This window comes from Anaerobacillus sp. ABR4_321 (assembly GCF_056158505.1).
In genome coordinates this window covers 2,172,748-2,190,938 of sequence record NZ_JBSWTK010000001.1, presented here as the reverse complement: position 1 = coordinate 2,190,938, position 18,191 = coordinate 2,172,748, and the positions used below count along the sequence as shown (strand labels likewise).

The window sequence follows — 18,191 nt, the reverse complement described above, 5'->3', positions numbered from 1 at the left end:
TATAAAAAAGAGGCACCATAAATGGTACCTCTCATACGGCTTACTATAGAATTGGAGAAAGCAATCTTGATATAGATTCTTTAAACCTTATCCACGTTGAGCGATCGTAATATCCTTCCGCTGTCAATTCATCACTTTTACTCATATCTTCTAAGAACGTTTTTTCTAGCTGCTTGGCGATATGTTCATTATAAATAAAGGCGTTCACTTCAAAATTCAGCTTAAAGCTTCTTACGTCGATATTCGCTGTCCCTACGGATGATATTTCACCATCTACCGAAATGGTCTTTGCATGGATAAATCCGTTTTGGTAAATGTAGATCCTTGCTCCTGCTTTTAAGAGCTCACCAACATAAGAATACGTTGCCCAGTAAACAAACATATGATCAGGCTTATTCGGTATCATGAGTCTGACATCAACTCCACTTAGAGCCGCAATCCGAAGCGCATCGAGCAAACTTGCATCAGGAATAAAATACGGTGTCTGAATGTAAACTGTTCTTTTGGCTGAGGAGATTAATTTGATATAGCCGTTTTTGATCTGCTCCCATTCTGAGTCTGGACCACAGCTTACGATCTGTACGCCAGCGTCTCCAATCGTCGGTAAAACAGGAAAGTAATTTGCTTCGTATCCCACTTTATTACGCGCTGCATGGTTCCAATCAAGAAGGAACCTCGTCTGCATGGCATGAGTTGCACTTCCTTCCATTCGAAGATGCGTGTCTCTCCAATAGCCAAACTTCTTGTTAAGGCCAAGGTATTCATCACCAACGTTAAACCCACCTACATAGCCGATACGGCCATCTATAATAACAAGTTTTCTATGATTGCGATAGTTCAAACGTGGGTTTACATATGGTATTCGTGAAGGGAAGAACACTTCGACTTCTCCGCCAGCCTCAATCAGCTCTCGGAAAAAACGTTTCCTTGTTCTTCTTGAGCCCATCTCATCGTAAAGAACCCTGACTTTAACACCTTCTCGTGCTTTTTCGGTTAGCTTTTGAGCAATTTTTCTTCCAAGATTATCTTTGCGAAAGATATAATACTGAAAATGGATATGATCTTTCGCATTCTCAATATCATGTAAGACAGCTTCAAACTTTTCTTCACCATCCGTAAACACTTTTATATCGTTATCTTGCGTAAGCACAGCATCATCGTTAACAAGGTGCATGTAGATAATGTCCTTGTGCCTCGCAATTTCTTCGTGGCGAAAAGGGTAGATGCCTTCTTTAATCTCACTGACCTGTTCTTGGATAAGGTCTTCGATGCCTACTTTTTTAATGTTCTCCCAATCAAAGAGCCTCCGTCTACTTAAGTTTTGTCCAAAAATTAAGTACATGATAAAGCCTAGGAGAGGGATAAAAAGTAATACCATCAACCAGGCCCATGTTGCACCAGCATCTTTTCGCTCAAGAAAAATAACGACGGCTGCTAACACTAAGTTAAGAACAAACAGAATTCCAAGTAAAATAGATATGATATTCATAACGGTATCTCCTTTGAACAACCACTTAACGAAAGGCGGTTGGAAACATCATCTTACAGTTTACATGAATTACCTGTTTATTTTAAGACGTATTCCACATTTATAAATAAACCGGAACCATCCAGCTTAGATAGATGACGTCTCAAAAAAACCAGCCAAACCTCAGCTGGTCGATCGACACTATTGAGTTGGAGCTTTAATTCACTTCGTACCCTCTCTTTTTGATGGTAGAAGTGAGCTCATTTACGCTTACTTCCTTTTCATCATATGCTACGACGCCTTTCCCTTCATCAAGGTAAACTTCAACAGCAACCACGCCGGTTAAGTCGAGTAAAGCACTTCGAATAGAAGACTTACATTGATGACTGGTCATTCCCTTAATGACAAATGTCGTTTCCTTCACCCTCTTCACACCTCTCTTATTTAAACGATACTCCCTTTTCATTAAAGTATACCCATACGTTTGTTAATAAGACAGTCGTGCGACATTACCGCAGCAATTGTTTAATCGTGAATGGAAGCATATCTAATAGTGTTTCGAATGAGTATGTTAATTCTAACCTTTCAGTCCATTTGTGTGCATCTTTCCCTTTAGGTCCAAGGTTCATGACAGGCACTTTTAATTGCTCGAGTGCTTCCAATGGAAGGTTATATGATTGTCCAAACAACGGCATGTTATCACTCAATGGTTTAATTGTTTCTTTTGTCCTTTCAAGGCCAACGAAGCTAAGATCAGATAGTCCCGGGAAATAGTTCTGATGCTTCAATACAACATTGTGCTTGTTTGCGCTATATGAGATGACCTCTTTGATCGTTTCTTGGATAAACGTATCATTACGCGAAGAGACTGCAGGATAGAAAGGCGGATTGTAAAATAGGATGATCATCGGCCCATCCTCCTTGCATAGAGAAGCGAGGTCAAACACCATTCTCGTTGATAAATCTCGGTCACCTAGATCTTTATAGTTCGCCATGATATAGTCCTGTCGCCTTTTAATTTCAGGCTCTCCGAAAAGTTCTACTGCTCTATTAAGCAATTGATGGTAGGAGAGGACGCGTACGTGGAATGGTTCAGGTCGAAAGGACTGAAGCTTTGAGAATGAACGAGCTCGATCTAAATAGTGGGTCTCGATTCGCTTAGCTGCTTTTTCCGCAGACTTAAATAATTTATCGGTTATCTCCTGAATACTGCTCTCCATTCCAAGCACATTAAAAAGCGTGACACCTACATGGGGAATCTGTACAGAATACTCTTCCTTCAAATCTTTTTGCATCAAATTTGTAGGAGGCGGCGTGACTTCCCCTTCAACAATTTCACAAAAATCCTGATTTAGCTCGAGCTCCCTTGTAACTTCTGCAGCCATATAATTTGCATTCAATCCAGAAAATGGTTCACCTACATGCGTTTCTTGCCCAAAACAGAAGAATCCCGGAAGCAATTTTCCGATCGATCCTGAGTAGACATACATATTCTGGTCGCCCGGATATTTAGTGAACACCGGCTCTGAGTTTAAGCAGGCTGTATACTTCAAATCATATTGTTCTGCAAGTTCGACAAGAATAGGAACAGCTTCGATCATACCAATCGAATTCGCTTCTTCATCTGGTACAGTCAAGAGTAGAATATTGCCATCGAATTCTCCAAGGCTGGCTTTTTCTAACATACTCATTTGTAGAGCTAAACCAGATTTCATATCCATGACTCCACGTCCAAACAACCATTCTCCATGATTGAGGTCTTGTTGGACATCAAGTGGCAGCTTATCGCTATTTTTATAAAATTCTTCAGTTAGATCATACGGGCTGAACGCAAGGTTCTTCCACTGTCCATAATCTTCAACGTCGACAACATCAAAGTGGCTGATCAAGATAACAGTTTTCCTCGATGTTCCATTCTTTACCAGACCAGTTACAAAAAAACGGCCATCACTTGTTGGGTGAAGAGCAAGCTGCTCGGGATTTTTCTTAAAGTAAGGGAGGTCTTGCAGCTGTAGATGGATATATTCGGCAAGTGCTATTTCAGGATAAGATCCTGTGACGCTTTGGTGATCAACTAGTCTTGTTAACAAGTAAAGTAGCGTCTCTTTTGTTTGCCATTTTCCCATGAGAATGCCCTCCTTCATCTCTCTATCGTTTTGCAAATGAAACCCGTTTTTGGTAGGTTATATGAGAATCGAAAGACTTTTTAAAACATTTAAACTGTATATAATATTTTATACATACTGCTCTCGAAAAGACCAGCAAGAATGGAGGAAAACATGACGATTATCTTTGCACACCGAGGCGCAAGTAAACAGTGTCCGGAGAATACGATGAGTGCATTTAAACGAGCTGTTGAGCTAGGTGCCGGAGGGATTGAACTTGACGTCCAGCTTTCTAGTGACCACGTGCCTGTCGTCATCCATGACAGGACGTTAAAACGTACAGCTTCCGGTCGAAGCATCGTTACCGAAACATCGTTTTCAGACTTAAGAAAGCACGATGCTGGAAGCTGGTTTTCACCATCGTTCAAAGGAGAAGTAATCCCTTCACTCGAAGAAGTACTGATTTTCGCAAACGAGTTCCCTGACCTGTGGTTAAACATTGAGCTAAAGTATTATAGTGATACGAATACGGAGCTCGTAGAAAAAAGCGTACCACTCATTAAGAAACATCGTTCAGAAAAAAACACCGTCATATCAAGCTTTGCACACAACCGGCTCGTCGATGTTCATAAGCTATGGTCGAAAGTGGAAACGGCTCCGATCTATAAGGCAAGCTTAGAGGAACCGTGGGACTACGCAAAACAAATAAAAGCAAAAGCAATTCACCCTCAATTCCGTGCTGTTAATCGAGCACTCACGAAAACATCACAGGCTCATGGAATTAACGTAAGACCCTATACCATTAACGATGAACGGCTCATCAAACAGTTCTTGGAATGGGAAGCGGATGGCATCATTACAGACGTTCCAGATGTTGCACTAAAAATCATGAAGAACGAGCATATCCCTCAAGAAAGACGTAAGTGGTGGAAGGTGCTCTGGCAATACATTATAAGGTAAGATCTCAGATTTATTAATTGATCCGTGCTATACTTCAACTATTGGAATGAAAAGGAGCGAAAATGAAATGACAGCAGCACTATTTACCCCTTATTCGATCAAAAACGTTACATTTGCAAACCGAATCGTTATGAGTCCTATGTGTATGTATTCCTGCGAAGCGCAGGATGGGAAGGCTACGGATTTTCATTATACGCATTATACATCACGAGCGATGGGGAAAGTAGGACTCATCTTCACTGAAGCCGCTGCAGTTACGAAGCAAGGGCGTATTTCACCTGAAGACTTAGGAATCTGGAGCGATGAGCATATCGAAGGTCTCAAGAAAATTGTTCACCTCTCACAAGAACATGGAGCAAAGGTAGGTATTCAGATTGCACATGCAGGACGAAAAGCGAGGGTCGATGGCCCCATTCTTGCTCCATCGGCAATTCCATTCGACGATGGCATGAAAACCCCTGAAGAAATGACCAAGCAGCAGATTAATGAAACGATCGATGCCTTCAGGGAAGGTGCTAGACGTGCGAAAGAAGCTGGCTTCGATGTCATTGAGCTACACGGCGCTCACGGTTATTTAATAAGTGAATTCCTATCCCCTCTTACGAATAACCGAAATGACGAATATGGCGGCTCACGTGAAAACCGTTATACGTTCCTACAGAGAACCATCGATTCAGTTAAAGAAGTGTGGGACGGCCCGTTGTTTGTTCGTATTTCTGCAGATGATTATAACGAAGAAGGAAATAAGATCGACGACTTTATTTATTTTGCATCTGAAATGAAGAAGCAAGGCGTGGATCTCGTCGACTGTAGCACTGGTGGAATCGTGCCTGCAAAGATCAATCCGTATCCTGGATACCAAGTTACGCATTCTGAACAAATTCGTCATGGCGCTAAGATCGCTACTGGCGCAGTTGGATTGATCACTCACCCGCTTCAAGCTGAAGAAATCATTCAAAACGGACGAGCAGACCTCGTGTTTTTAGCGAGAGAGCTACTACGTGACCCATACTGGCCAAGAAAAGCTTCAGTTGAACTGAATGCCGAACTTGAACCACCTAAGCAATATGAACGCGGTTGGAATTAATTTCAGTAACGATATACAAAAGACCCTAAGAAGCAGTGATTTCACCTGCTATTTAGGGTCTTTTACTAAAAGGAAACTTCTTCCACTCACTTGTTACGCTGTTTGATGGTTATCGAGCTATGGTCCATCACGATCTGAGTGTTCGGAAATATTTCTTTCGCTTCCTCTACCATTCGATCGAGATCTTCTTCTTGATACCGTGAACTAATGTGAGTAAGTGCGAGCTGACTAACTTCTGCATCGCGCGCAATTTTTGCTGCTTCTACAGTAGTAGAATGAAAATAATCGTAAGCAAGTGTTTCTTTCTCATTCGAGAACGTTGCTTCATGTACGAGTAAATCTGCTCTGCGCGCTAACGTAATCGTTTTTTGACTATACCGAGTATCTCCACATATGACGATACAACGACCACTTATAGGCGGCCCCGTAACCTCTTCTGGTGTTATCGTTTTTCCATCATGTTCGATCTGACCACCTGCTTTTAATATTCGATAAGATGGCCCTGGTTGAACGCCTAGCTTTTTAAGTTTCCTTACATCTAATCGTCCTGGTTTGTTGGATTCTTGAATTCTATACCCGAAACTAGTTATGCCGTGCTCTAGTAGAGCTACTTGGATTGTATAGTCGTCAATATGAATTTCAGTATCCTCATTAACCTCGATGACGGTAAGAGGGTAACGAAGGTATGTACCACTTACTTTTAAGGAAGCTTGTATAAATTCTTCTAGCCCTGCTGGTCCATAGATCGTTAGTTCGGATTCTCCGCTCTGGAAGGAGCGACTCCCAAGTAGACCTGGCAAGCCGAAAATGTGATCCCCATGTAAATGCGTAATAAAAATCTTTGTAATTTTTCTCAACGTGATAGTTGAGGTCAATATTTGATGCTGTGTAGCCTCACCACAGTCGAAAAGCCATATCTCTCCGCTTTCAAGACGCAGAGCCGATGAGCTCACGTTTCGTTTCGTGGATGGTACGCCAGCACCGGTACCAAGAAATAGAAGCTCCACTTAACTCTCTCCTTTCGAACACCTTTTGTCGCAAATCGATGTTTTATCCTTTAAACTAGTTAGTATACTACAAACCTAGGAGTACACTCATGCTTAGAAATAGAAAGGTTATTATTTCGATCATCATTGCTCATTTGCTGCTTTTCTCAAGTTTCTTCCTGCTTTCTGACTTGTTCTTTTGGCAAGCTTTCACTTTATCCTTATTCCTATTGATCTTGTACTCATATCGATCTGCATCATGGAAAAAGGTCACATATAATCACGTTCTCATCGGTGTTGGAAGTGGTGTCCTTCTCTATCTTACCTTTTATATAGGGAAGCAAATAATGCTCATGTTGTTCCCTGATATGATCGCAAGTTTGCAATCGTTGTATAACCTGATTTCACCAAAAGAAACGTGGCATTACATAAGTCTTATTCTAATCATAATCCCTGGAGAAGAGTTATTTTGGCGAGGGTTTGTACAAGGTAAAATGGATAAAACTCAAAGTACTTCTTCAATTCTATTGGCTACTGTACTGTATGCGAGTGCACACATCTATGCAGGCACGTTTTTATTGATAGTCGCTGCTCTACTAGCAGGCTTTACTTGGGGATACCTCTATAATCGAACGAGAACGATGACTGTTCCGATTTTGTCACACCTCGTATTTGACTTGATGCTTCTCGTTTTCTTTCCTCTTCTTTGACCGTTTCATCTCATGCATGAGGTTCTTCAGGCAAGCTTTATAGTGAAGAACCTCTTCTTCTGTGACTGACTTGTTCGAATATCGTACTTTTTCATACACTTGAACGATTTGCTTATGTTCATCAGCATATCCAGGTAATCGTTTGTACCATTCCAACAACGTCTCACTCTTTTCTCTTTGATATCCATATTTCATTGCTTTTAATTCTAACTGATACGTTAATCTCCTAACCTCATTCTCTGGAGGCTTCCTTTTTATTCGAGTGCTCCTTTTGAGTTCATTAGTGGACCGCTCTATAAACGTAGAAGTAACTGATGGAGTGAAGTGTGATAGGACCACCTTTTTTCTAGCTATCCAAATGATTAAAATGGCGATGATCACTGCTATTACCACATAAAGAAACGGCTCATAATCAAAAGGTGAGGTTTTACTAAGCTGTTCAATCTCATTATCTTTTAGTGGTTCTCCATTCGCTGCCTTTTGAAAAGAAGCTAAATCTTCTTCGCTAGAGTTAAACGTAATCAATAATGTCAGCCAGTATATTGGTAGGCCTAAAATATAGCTTATTGCACCAAAAACTGTCGAAATAACACTCAATATGAAAGGTCTTAATGTAATGGAAATGACAGCACCGATAGCAACTAATACAAACAAGACTGTTATCGTGTTATAAGACCAAAACGAACTCCTTCTCGTCTCACCTTCATTTCTCAACTGATAACTTAATCTATTTCCTAATAAGAAAAGAAGTTGAACAAACGGTATGATGAAAACGAAATGCTTAAACTCACTAACAGGAGCGATCATATAGTAGATCATCGTTCCTATGAAGCATAAAAACACTGAGAAAATGCTCATAGTACGTTCATCATCTTTTAAACTTAAATAAATCGCAAAACTTACACCGATCGTTAATAGAAGCGCTTTCCATAGTTGCAAACCAGTTATCCATCCATCAAGTAAAAGGAGCGTCGCACCTAGAATGAGTTTCACTCCAGACAATTGGTACACTTTCTTTTGTGTAGACCAAAAGACGAGGAGCAATCCTCCAATCAAAGTCATCGTAATGAATGGAAGGAGAGGTGGATACGAAACGTCAAACAAATAAACGAACATGGTAAAAAGATAAACGAGCATGATTAGTGATAAATAATGGAACAATCTCACTGTAGAGAATGGTTTTCTCAAAGGACTCGCCCCTTTGCTAGCTTTCTAAGAAATGCACCATGTTCTGAGCTTTCCACTTCAAAACACCTGCTTCCTTTCTTATCAAGCTCTCTATAAAAAGAAGACTCAGCTTTACTTAATCCGTTTTCACCCACTTTAATGATTACTGAATCTTTACTATATAATTTCCTCTTAAGCATGGCTACCATACGAACTTGCGATATAATCGGCATGCCTCTATCGATTCGAGAAAGGAATTCCAATGCCTTATTAAGGTGGACGCTTCCTTCTCCAGAATGGAGCATCATATAAGGAGATGAGCCTCCGGGATCTAAATTAATATGAATTTCAAAAGCGTAGCCCAATTTTGTTGCTTTCACACATAGATATGCTAACTGACTTATGTACTTTTCGAGGTGTTTGGTCACTTGTGCAGGGATATTATACCGTTTTACTGACACATCTAAAATAAACACCCATTTCATTTCGATCGAACGCTCAAAAATTTTCGTTTTCAATTCTGACGTCTTAGCTGACGCTTTCCAATGAATACGGTTGAAAGAGTCCGAACTAACATACTCTCTTGCTCCAGAGGGAGCTGCTAGATTTTCATATAATGAGTAATCAGCTGGTGTCGTACCGACTGTCAAAATCGAAAATTGTTCTCCACCCTTCACTTCTCCTAATTTTGGGTAAATGAGAATTTCGCTTGCAATGAAATCGTTGAACTTGCACCTCGTTGAACCAAAACCAAACAAATCTTCCACAACAAGTTCTACACGTCTCACTTTCGTCGTTCCTCTCTGTTTTGCATGGATAGGGATAGAAAGTGTTTTGGTTGTTCCTGGCGGGAGTGAAAGTGGAATACTATAAGTAATGAACGTAGCAGAATCTTCGTTTGTTTTTAATTCGGCTACTACGATGGAATCTAAAGAAAATCTAAGTTTACCATTCCAAATAGGGAGCTTCCCAGTGTTCGCTATTTGAAAGGTTAACTCCGTTTTCTCCTCCTGAAAAAGTTTAATTGTAGTTTGTTCGTTCTTCACATTTACAGAAGTTGTAACCTTTTTTAAATACCAATTAGTAAACATATTAAGAAAGATGAATGAAATAGCTATCAATAGAAGTGGCGTGTTTTGCGAGTATAGGCCAACAAAGAGAACAATCCAACTTAGAGCTGAAGGAATTTGCAGAGAATTAGATACCGACACGTGATTACCATCCATCATCAAACATTCATTCCACTGGAACTCACTTCAACTGGAACATCGACTTCTTTTAAAACCGCTTCTAAAGCCTGCATCTTTGTCATCCTCATTGAACTTTCTAGCGATAATACGAGGCGGTGACTTAACACAAAAGGTGCCACGAATTGAATATCTTCTGGTATAACAAAACGCCTTCCCTGGATAAATGCTTTTCCTTTTGCGGCTTTCATAAATGCAATCGTTGCCCTAGGACTTATCCCTACCTCAATCATTTCAGACGTGCGGGTTGCTTGAACGATTGATAATAAATAATTCTCTAAAACATCTTCTAGATGCACATCATTTACCTGTTGCTGCAATCCAATCATTTCTTCAGTGGTAAAAACAGCACAAAGATCGTCGATTGGAATACCGTTCTTCATCATAGTAAGCATTTTTTTCTCTTGATCAAAGGTTGGGTATCCGCTCTTCATCTGCATAAAAAAACGATCGAGCTGTGCTTCTGGCAAAGGAAACGTGCCTTGAGATTCAAGCTGGTTTTGGGTTGCGATCACGATGAAAGGCTGTGGAAGTTTTAATGTTCTTCCTTCTATCGTAACTTGTTTTTCTTCCATCACTTCAAGTAAGCTTGATTGAGTACGTGGGGTCGCACGGTTGATCTCATCTGCTAATAACACGTTCGTCATAACTGGACCTGGACGCATTTCGAACTCTTGATTTTTAGGATTAAAAAACTCGATGCCTGTAACATCACTCGGTAGAACGTCAGGAGTAAATTGAATTCTTCTAAAGCTGCCTCCGAGCAGCGTTGCAACCGATTTTGCTAAGAGCGTTTTCCCTGTACCTGGTACATCTTCTAGAAGGATATTACCGTTATTCAATAGCGAAATCATCACTAGCTCAACTAATTCTTCTTTCCCTACAAGCACTTTTTTTATCTCATTTTGTACTTGCTCCATCTTTAGTGAAATCGACATTAAGTATGCTCCTTCATGATTATTTCTTATTCTTATATTTCCAAAGAAAATCTCGATCTAGACTTGTTCCTCTTCTTTTTTCATCACGTAGTTTGTGACTTCCGTCTTTCTGAAGCTGATTTCCCTTTAGCAATGAACTCTCACCGAATTTCTTTCGTATCGAACCGATCGTGTCATATAGGTCAGCACGTTTAGAGTCTTCCTCAAAGGAAAATAAATCAAGCTGTACTGTGGCTTCATCACGGTCGACAAGCTGTTGACCAGTTATCCCTAGCAAGCGGATCGGTTGACCAGACCAGTTCTTTGAAAAAAGGTATTTTGCTGCCTCTAAGATGTCTGCTGATTTCGAGATTGGGTTTTGTAATTTCCTGCTTCTCGTAATCGTTGTCCTGTCACTATAGCGAATGGTTAACTGCACATTGAAACTTAAAACGCCTTTTTGCTCCATCCGTTTTGCGACTGAGTCAGAAAGGTTCGTGAGCGCAGTAAACACCCTTTGGCGATCCACTAAGTCTTCTGGGAAAGTAGAAGAATTGCCTACGCTTTTAAAATCGTCGATCGCATCGGGGTCTACTGGTCGATCGTCGATACCATTTGCGCGCTCGTGCAACCTTTTCCCATTAATCCCGAGCTTGATTTCGAGTTGCACCGGGTTTGCTTTCGCGAGCTCCCCTATCGTCGTGATGTTTAATTCTTTAAGTTTCTCTTTGGTTTTCTTACCAACTCCATGCATTTCTCCAACATCAAGCGGCCAAAGGATTTCGTCGATCTGTCTTTTACGTAATATAGTGATACCAAGCGGCTTTTTCATATCGGAAGCCATCTTTGCTAAGAATTTATTAGGTGCAATGCCGATGCTGCATGGAATGCCAATTTCTTTAAAAATCCGTCTTTGAATCTCCTCTGCAATCGACACCGGATTGGTTCCCTTGCAGTCGTCTGTGATATCTAGATACCCTTCATCGATCGAGACGGGTTGAACAAGTGGCGTATACGATTCTAGAAGCTCGAAAATTTGCAGGGAAGTTTGCCGATATAGCGGAAAGTTTGGTGGCATTACTAAAAGCTCTGGGCAGTGCTTCCTCGCCTCCCATAGTGGCATTGTCGTCTTGACCCCCATTTTTCGAGCTTCATAGCTACTCGTTACAACGATTCCCTTTCTTTCTTCAACATTACCCGCGATAGCAAGCGGCTTTCCTCGAAGGTCTGGGTTATGAGCCGCTTCAACAGAAGCATAGAAACTGTTCATATCGACATGAAAAATAATTCTCCCACCGCTTTTATTGTATTGATTCATTAACACCAGCCTCCTTCCTCTTTAGGATGATCTGAAAACCATAAGCTATCACGAGCGATAAACCTCTGCAAAAAAAAGACAGGAAAAGTTCCCGTCTTACAAATCACGCTCTTTCTGCTTTTCGATCCAATTGACGAACTCACTACCATGAAAGTGTTTGTTAAATTCAAGCTGAAATTGATAAAGATCATCTAGAAATGCTGCATGTTCAGCAGAACGTCTACGATATTCATCTATGTATTCTCCAACAGAATACGAGTATTTCGTACTTGCGTCAATCTTCGTTAAGCCTGATTCTGTTAATTTAACATAAGAGATTCTTCGATCGCTAGCTTTCTTTTCTATTGCGACGAACCCTTTATTTTTTAAGCGTTTTAAAACTTGCATCACAGTAGAAACGTCCCAAAGCCCTACTTCAGATATTCTCGTTATCGTTACCTCTGTTTCGGTGAATACGATCCACATCACATGCTGTTCTGCCTGTGTAAGACCAATTTCTCTTGCGTTTTTTTGCCATTCATTTTCGAGTACTTTGTATGTTCCTCTCATGTAGTTTAATAGTTTGTGAGTTCGAATAGAGTCCATGATTAACACCACTTCCAATATATTGTTAAATTATCACGAATATAGTTTAACATATTTTAACTTTACATTTTCCAATTTAATAGTAAAAAGGCTGCCTAGACTAGCTAGACAACCTTAAACCGTAACTAAATTGTGAAGAATTTACCCTTTTGCAACTTCTTTAATGATCGCAACAACTGCTTCAGAGACTTTTATCAATTCTTTCACAGGCATACGCTCATTTGTCGTGTGGATCTCTTCATATCCTACTGCAAGATTAACTGTAGGTATACCATGACCCGCAATGATATTCGCGTCACTTCCACCACCACTCGTTAATAGTTCAGGCGAGCGACCAATCTCGTTCATCGCTCTCTTCGCAACTTCAACTACATGGTCTCCCTCACCAAATTTAAAGCCTGGGTACATGACTTGGATATCAAGGTCCACCGATCCACCCATTTCTTCTGCAGTTGATTCGAATGCTTTTTTCATTTTCTCCACTTGAGCTTCCATTTTTTCTGGCACGAGTGAACGGGCTTCGGCTAACACTTCAACGTAGTCACATACGATGTTTGTTTGGGAGCCACCTTCAAAACGACCAATATTTGCAGTGGTTTCATCATCAAGTCGACCAAGTGGCATTTTGGCAACAGACTTAGAAGCAATCGTAATTGCAGAAACACCTTTTTCTGGCGCAACACCAGCGTGCGCAGTCTTACCGTGAATTTTTGCTAGGATCTTTGCTTGAGTTGGAGCAGCTGTAATGATTTTACCAACTTCTCCGTCACTGTCTAACGCATAGCCATATTTGGCAATAAGCTTTTCGGGATCAAGTACTTTTGCACCTTGCAGTCCAGATTCTTCTCCTACAGTGATGATGAATTGGATTGTCCCGTGCTGGATGTTTTGCTCTTTTAAAACACGGATTGCTTCAAACATAGCTGCTAATCCCGTCTTATCATCCGCTCCTAGGATCGTCGTTCCATCAGTACGAACATATCCATCTTCTACAGTTGGTTTAACTCCTTGTCCTGGAACAACAGTATCCATATGAGAAGTGAAGTATATACTATCGGCTTCCACGTTACCCTTCAGTGTACAAATAAGGTTACCCGCTTCGTGTTCTGTTTTTTCAGCAGCATCATCTTCTTCTACTTCGACACCTAGAGAAGTGAATTTTTCTTTTAAAATGGCTGCGATGCGCTTTTCTTTTTTTGTTTCTGAATCAATTTGTACAAGTTCTAAAAACTCATCGAGTAAACGTTGCTCATTAATCATGGTGTATGCCTCCTATATCACTTGATTATAATGGAATATTTCCATGTTTCTTCTTAGGACGCTCGTCTTTTTTATTCCGCATTAATTCCAATGCTTCAAGAAGCTTGATTCGAGTTTCTCTAGGGTCGATCACGTCGTCTACCATGCCACGAGAAGCAGCTATGTACGGGTTTGCAAACTTTTCGCGATACTCTTGAATCTTTGCAGCTCTCGTTTCTTCTGGGTTATCACTTTCATTGATTTCCCTTGAGAAGATGACGTTCGCCGCTCCCTCAGGACCCATGACTGCAATTTCTGCATTTGGCCAAGCGTAAACTAAGTCTGCACCTATCGATTTAGAATTCAATGCTACATACGCTCCACCATATGCTTTTCTAAGAATCACAGTGATCTTCGGAACCGTTGCTTCTGAATAAGAATAAAGAATCTTCGCTCCGTGGCGAATAATCCCGCCGTGCTCCTGTTTGATTCCTGGGAAAAAGCCCGTTACGTCCTCAAATGTAATGAGAGGAATATTGAAAGAATCACAAAAGCGTATGAAGCGTGATAATTTATCTGAAGAATCAATGTCGAGACCGCCAGCCATCACTTTAGGCTGGTTACAAATCATACCGACTGTTTCACCTTTCAGTCTTGCGAATCCAATTACGATATTCTTAGCGAAATGCTGTTGAACCTCAAAAAATGAACCAGGATCAACAACCTCTTCGATAACAGTACGAACATCATAAGGTCGCGTTGAGTCAAAAGGCACGATATCTGCTAAGTCTCCACAGAAATCCTCTCGTTCTGACTCCACCTTAACAGGCGCCTTTTCTTCATTATTTAAAGGAAGGTAGCTGATTAAACGACGCACATCTGAAAGAACTTCTTCTTCGGTTTTACCCGTGAAGTGAGCATTACCACTTTTAGATCTGTGGACTTTTGCACCACCTAAATCTTCCGCGCTTATCTTCTCTCTCGTCACTGTTTCGATTACCTTAGGCCCAGTAATAAACATTTGGCTCGTATCCTCAACCATAAATACGAAATCTGTTATAGCAGGAGAATAGACGGCACCACCTGCACAAGGACCCATGATTACTGAAATTTGTGGGATAACACCGGAATAGATTGAATTACGGTAAAAGATCTGTCCATACCCGTCTAATGATACCACACCCTCTTGAATCCTCGCACCACCTGAGTCGTTTAAGCCGATAATGGGGGCTCCGTTTCTTGCCGCTAAATCCATTACGTTCGCTATTTTCATGGCATGCATTTCTCCGAGAGCGCCACCGAATACTGTAAAGTCTTGCGCAAATACATAGATCGGGCGACCGTCAACTTTTCCGTAGCCTGTCACAACTCCTTCACCAGGAGCCTTTTGATCAGACATACCAAAATCCAACGAACGGTGTTCAATGAATGAATTAAGTTCTACAAAAGAACCTTTGTCAACGAGTAGATCGATTCGTTCTCTAGCCGTTAATTTTCCTTTATCATGTTGCTTCCTTATTCGTTCATCTCCCCCACCCATCTCTACTTCTCTTCGACGATCGTACAGTTCATTAATTTTATCGTACATATCCATTATTCCGCCTCCTTTGTATCCTTCTCACATAGTTCGTATAATACTCCCCCAGCTGACTTAGGATGCAAAAAGGCAATATTTGCGCCCCCTGCGCCTTTAACAGGCTTTTCGTGAATAAGCTTGATTCCCCGCTCTGAAAGTTCCTGGAGTCGATCCTCAATGTTGTCAGAAGAAAGTGCGATATGGTGTATGCCTTCACCTCGCTTCTCGATAAAGGAAGCGATAGGACTTTCATCATTTAACGGTTCTAGAAGCTCGATCTTAGATTCACCAATCTTCAAAAAAGCAATCTTAACTTTTTCAGACGGCACTTCCTCAATGGCTTCAAGCTGAAGATGAAGTGAATCAACGTAAAACGGCAGCGCTTGTTCAAGGGAAGAAACTGCGATACCTATGTGATCGATTTTCTTAGGAGGTGTATAGACCTCTTCACTTAGTCCATCTCGTTCCCTAACTGCTTTCTCAATAAAAATAGCCGTTTCTTTTGTGGGAGTTCCTGGGGTAAACACTTTTTGAACTCCTTTTGATTCGAGGAAAGGAATATCTTCCCACGGAATCACCCCTCCTCCGACTACGATTATATCTTCAGCCTCACGATCTTTAAGCATCGATACAATTTCAGGAAACAACTCATTATGAGCTCCTGATAAACAAGAAAGTCCGATCGCATCTACGTCTTCTTGGATGGCAGCAGCTACGATTTGTTGAGGTGTTTGTCTTAGTCCTGTATAGATGACCTCCATCCCATAATCCCGAAGAGCTTGAGCTACCACGAGTGCTCCTCTGTCATGACCGTCTAGTCCTGGTTTTGCAATCAATACACGTATTTTTTTCATAGCATCCCACTCCCCAGTTAAACTCCTGTATATTCTCCAAATTCTTCTCTAAGTACGCCACAAATTTCTCCCACTGTGCAGTAATCTTTCACACACTCTAAAATAAGCGGCATTAAATTGGCATCACCTTTCGCGCCTTCTTTTAATTCTGCTAACCGAGCGCTCACTCGACTAGAATCTCTACGACTTCTAAGTTCTGTTAGTTTTTCGATTTGTTTTCGTTGAAGCTCTGGATCGATACGGTGTAATTCAGGCTTCGGTTCATCTTCTAATGTATATTTGTTCATGCCTACAACGATTTCTTCCCCAGATTCAATCTTCTTCTGCGTTTCATACGCTGCCTGATGTATTTCACGCTGCATATAGCCCTGTTCAACTGCGGACACTGCACCACCCATGTCATCGATCTTCTCGATATAATTGAATACATATTCTTCTAGCTCATCTGTTAACTTTTCAATATAATAAGAGCCGCCTAATGGGTCAACTGTGTCGGTCACGCCACTCTCATTTGCAATAATCTGCTGAGTACGAAGCGCAATACGAGCAGAGTCCTCAGTAGGAAGAGCAAGTGCTTCGTCCTTGGCATTTGTATGAAGGCTCTGCGTCCCACCTAGAACGGCAGCTAAAGCCTGAATCGTAACCCTTACTATATTGTTATCAGGCTGCTGTGCGGTCAGCGTTGAACCAGCAACTTGTGTATGGAAGCGCAGCTGCAAGCTCTTAGCCTTCTTAGCCCCATAGCGTTCCTTCATGATTTTTGACCAAATTCTTCGTGCTGCTCTAAACTTTGCAACCTCTTCTAAAAATTGATTATGCCCGTTGAAAAAGAACGCAAGGCGAGGAGCAAAATCATCAACTGCTAGCCCAGCTTCAATCGCAGCATCTACATAAGCGATACCGTTCGCAATCGTAAACGCAAGCTCCTGAGAAGCTGTAGAACCCGCTTCACGAATATGGTAGCCAGAAATACTGATCGTGTTCCAACGCGGCACATGTTCTGCACAATATGCGAATATATCCGTGATTAACCTCATCGATGGTTTAGGTGGAAAGATGTAAGTTCCTCTTGCAATATACTCCTTCAATATATCGTTCTGTATCGTACCTGAAATTTCGCTTTGAGAAACACCCTGCTTTTCAGCTACAGCAATATACATAGCAAGTAATACAGCAGCAGGGGCATTGATGGTCATGGAAGTACTAACTTTGTCTAACGGTATATCTTTTAAAAGCGCTTCCATGTCATCGAGCGAATCGATCGCTACTCCTACTTTCCCTACTTCACCTTTTGCCATCATATCATCAGAGTCATAACCGATTTGCGTTGGTAGATCGAACGCTACTGATAAGCCGGTTTGACCTTGATCTAGTAGATACCTAAAACGAGAATTCGTTTCTTCAGCAGATCCAAATCCTGCGTACTGCCTCATCGTCCACGTTCGCCCTCTGTACATCGTCGGTTGAATACCACGTGTATAAGGGTACTGACCAGGAAAACCAAGTTTCTTCATATATGTTTCATCTAGCACATTTGGGTGAGCAAGACGATCTATTTCGATTCCTGAACTCGTAACAAACTCTTCCTTCTTCTCAGGAAATTTGTTTAATAACTTCTCAGTTAACGCTTTCCATTCTTCGAATTGCTTTTGAAAATCCTTCTGATCTGTTGTCATCCCCATTCCTCCCTGTCTAGTCGCATTATGCCGAAATAAGATGTCTAACTTATATACTATTCTTCATAAAGAAAGCGTTTTCCTTCCTGGATACGAAAAAATTGTAGAATCAGCTCAGAAGTTGTTCGTTTATTAAGCTTGTACCTTCATACAAATACATGTAAAATAACGATAGAATGTTCAATTGAGGGAGGGACTTTCATGCCCCGAAAAACAACGAAGGTCGTTGTATACATCATGATCATCTCGATGCTACTAAGCTTATTTGCTGGAGCTACAGCGATGTTATTTTAAAA

Annotated in this window: 17 protein-coding genes; 4 read left to right on the top strand and 13 right to left on the bottom strand. The window is 41.1% G+C overall.

Annotation, left to right across the window (positions count from 1 at the left end; genetic code table 11):
- Nucleotides 1–43: 43 nt before the first annotated feature.
- The 3 genes from cls to ACXADT_RS11310 form a co-directional block, all read right to left on the bottom strand.
- A complete protein-coding gene (gene cls, locus ACXADT_RS11320) occupies nt 44–1,489 on the bottom strand; it encodes a cardiolipin synthase (RefSeq protein WP_474811235.1) in 1,446 nt (481 codons plus the stop codon).
- Between the two features lie 196 nt (nt 1,490–1,685).
- Entirely contained in the window at nt 1,686–1,892 is a 207-nt protein-coding gene (locus ACXADT_RS11315) for a heavy-metal-associated domain-containing protein (RefSeq protein ID WP_270179190.1), read from the bottom strand.
- A gap of 85 nt (nt 1,893–1,977) precedes the next feature.
- Nucleotides 1,978–3,594: a M20/M25/M40 family metallo-hydrolase gene (locus ACXADT_RS11310; RefSeq protein WP_474835155.1), complete on the bottom strand. Its 1,617-nt coding sequence runs from the start codon at nt 3,592–3,594 to the stop codon at nt 1,978–1,980.
- 153 nt (nt 3,595–3,747) lie between these two features.
- Between ACXADT_RS11310 and ACXADT_RS11305 the strand changes: the two genes are divergently transcribed.
- Together ACXADT_RS11305 and namA are read left to right on the top strand one after the other, a co-directional pair.
- Entirely contained in the window at nt 3,748–4,533 is a 786-nt protein-coding gene (locus ACXADT_RS11305; protein ID WP_474835157.1) for a glycerophosphodiester phosphodiesterase, read from the top strand.
- A gap of 67 nt (nt 4,534–4,600) precedes the next feature.
- Nucleotides 4,601–5,620: an NADPH dehydrogenase NamA gene (gene namA, locus ACXADT_RS11300; protein ID WP_474835159.1), complete on the top strand. Its 1,020-nt coding sequence runs from the start codon at nt 4,601–4,603 to the stop codon at nt 5,618–5,620.
- An 86-nt stretch (nt 5,621–5,706) separates the two neighbouring features.
- Here namA and rnz read toward each other — a convergent pair whose 3' ends face one another.
- Nucleotides 5,707–6,627, bottom strand: coding sequence for a ribonuclease Z (gene rnz, locus ACXADT_RS11295; protein WP_474835161.1), 921 nt, complete (start codon nt 6,625–6,627; stop codon nt 5,707–5,709).
- Nucleotides 6,628–6,716: 89 nt separating this feature from the next.
- Here rnz and ACXADT_RS11290 point away from each other — a divergent pair, with 89 nt between their 5' ends.
- Entirely contained in the window at nt 6,717–7,316 is a 600-nt protein-coding gene (locus ACXADT_RS11290; RefSeq protein WP_474835163.1) for a lysostaphin resistance A-like protein, read from the top strand.
- Here ACXADT_RS11290 and ACXADT_RS11285 read toward each other — a convergent pair.
- The 9 genes from ACXADT_RS11285 to ACXADT_RS11245 all read right to left on the bottom strand — a co-directional run bounded on the left by ACXADT_RS11285 (nt 7,266) and on the right by ACXADT_RS11245 (nt 17,895).
- Nucleotides 7,266–8,504 (bottom strand): DUF4129 domain-containing protein, encoded by a 1,239-nt coding sequence (locus tag ACXADT_RS11285; RefSeq protein ID WP_474835165.1) that lies wholly within the window; start codon nt 8,502–8,504, stop codon nt 7,266–7,268. The two genes, ACXADT_RS11290 and ACXADT_RS11285, sit on opposite strands and share 51 nt — an antisense overlap.
- Nucleotides 8,501–9,694 carry a DUF58 domain-containing protein gene (locus ACXADT_RS11280; RefSeq protein ID WP_474835167.1) on the bottom strand — a complete coding sequence of 398 codons (1,194 nt, stop codon included), beginning with the start codon at nt 9,692–9,694 and terminating at the stop codon, nt 8,501–8,503. The genes ACXADT_RS11285 and ACXADT_RS11280 overlap by 4 nt, the downstream gene beginning before the upstream one ends.
- A 17-nt stretch (nt 9,695–9,711) precedes the next feature.
- Nucleotides 9,712–10,668, bottom strand: a complete 957-nt coding sequence (locus ACXADT_RS11275) for an AAA family ATPase (RefSeq protein ID WP_474811220.1) — start codon at nt 10,666–10,668, stop codon at nt 9,712–9,714.
- 19 nt (nt 10,669–10,687) lie between these two features.
- Entirely contained in the window at nt 10,688–11,965 is a 1,278-nt protein-coding gene (locus ACXADT_RS11270; RefSeq protein ID WP_474835169.1) for a DNA polymerase IV, read from the bottom strand.
- A gap of 96 nt (nt 11,966–12,061) precedes the next feature.
- Entirely contained in the window at nt 12,062–12,550 is a 489-nt protein-coding gene (locus tag ACXADT_RS11265; RefSeq protein ID WP_474811216.1) for a MarR family winged helix-turn-helix transcriptional regulator, read from the bottom strand.
- Nucleotides 12,551–12,691: 141 nt separating this feature from the next.
- Entirely contained in the window at nt 12,692–13,810 is a 1,119-nt protein-coding gene (locus ACXADT_RS11260) for a M20/M25/M40 family metallo-hydrolase (RefSeq protein WP_474835171.1), read from the bottom strand.
- A 25-nt stretch (nt 13,811–13,835) separates the two neighbouring features.
- The gene (locus ACXADT_RS11255; protein WP_474835173.1) at nt 13,836–15,383 is read right to left on the bottom strand and encodes an acyl-CoA carboxylase subunit beta; all 1,548 of its coding nucleotides are present in this window, start codon (nt 15,381–15,383) and stop codon (nt 13,836–13,838) included.
- Nucleotides 15,383–16,219 (bottom strand): methylmalonyl-CoA epimerase, encoded by an 837-nt coding sequence (gene mce, locus ACXADT_RS11250; RefSeq protein ID WP_270179200.1) that lies wholly within the window; start codon nt 16,217–16,219, stop codon nt 15,383–15,385. Before mce ends, ACXADT_RS11255 begins: the two co-directional genes overlap by 1 nt.
- Nucleotides 16,220–16,236: 17 nt before the next feature.
- The gene (locus ACXADT_RS11245; protein WP_270179201.1) at nt 16,237–17,895 is read right to left on the bottom strand and encodes an acyl-CoA mutase large subunit family protein; all 1,659 of its coding nucleotides are present in this window, start codon (nt 17,893–17,895) and stop codon (nt 16,237–16,239) included.
- 201 nt (nt 17,896–18,096) lie between these two features.
- On the opposite strand from ACXADT_RS11245, the gene prli42 reads away from it, so the two are divergent.
- Nucleotides 18,097–18,189 carry a stressosome-associated protein Prli42 gene (prli42, locus tag ACXADT_RS11240; RefSeq protein WP_270179202.1) on the top strand — a complete coding sequence of 31 codons (93 nt, stop codon included), beginning with the start codon at nt 18,097–18,099 and terminating at the stop codon, nt 18,187–18,189.
- The last annotated feature ends 2 nt before the right edge of the window (nt 18,190–18,191 follow it).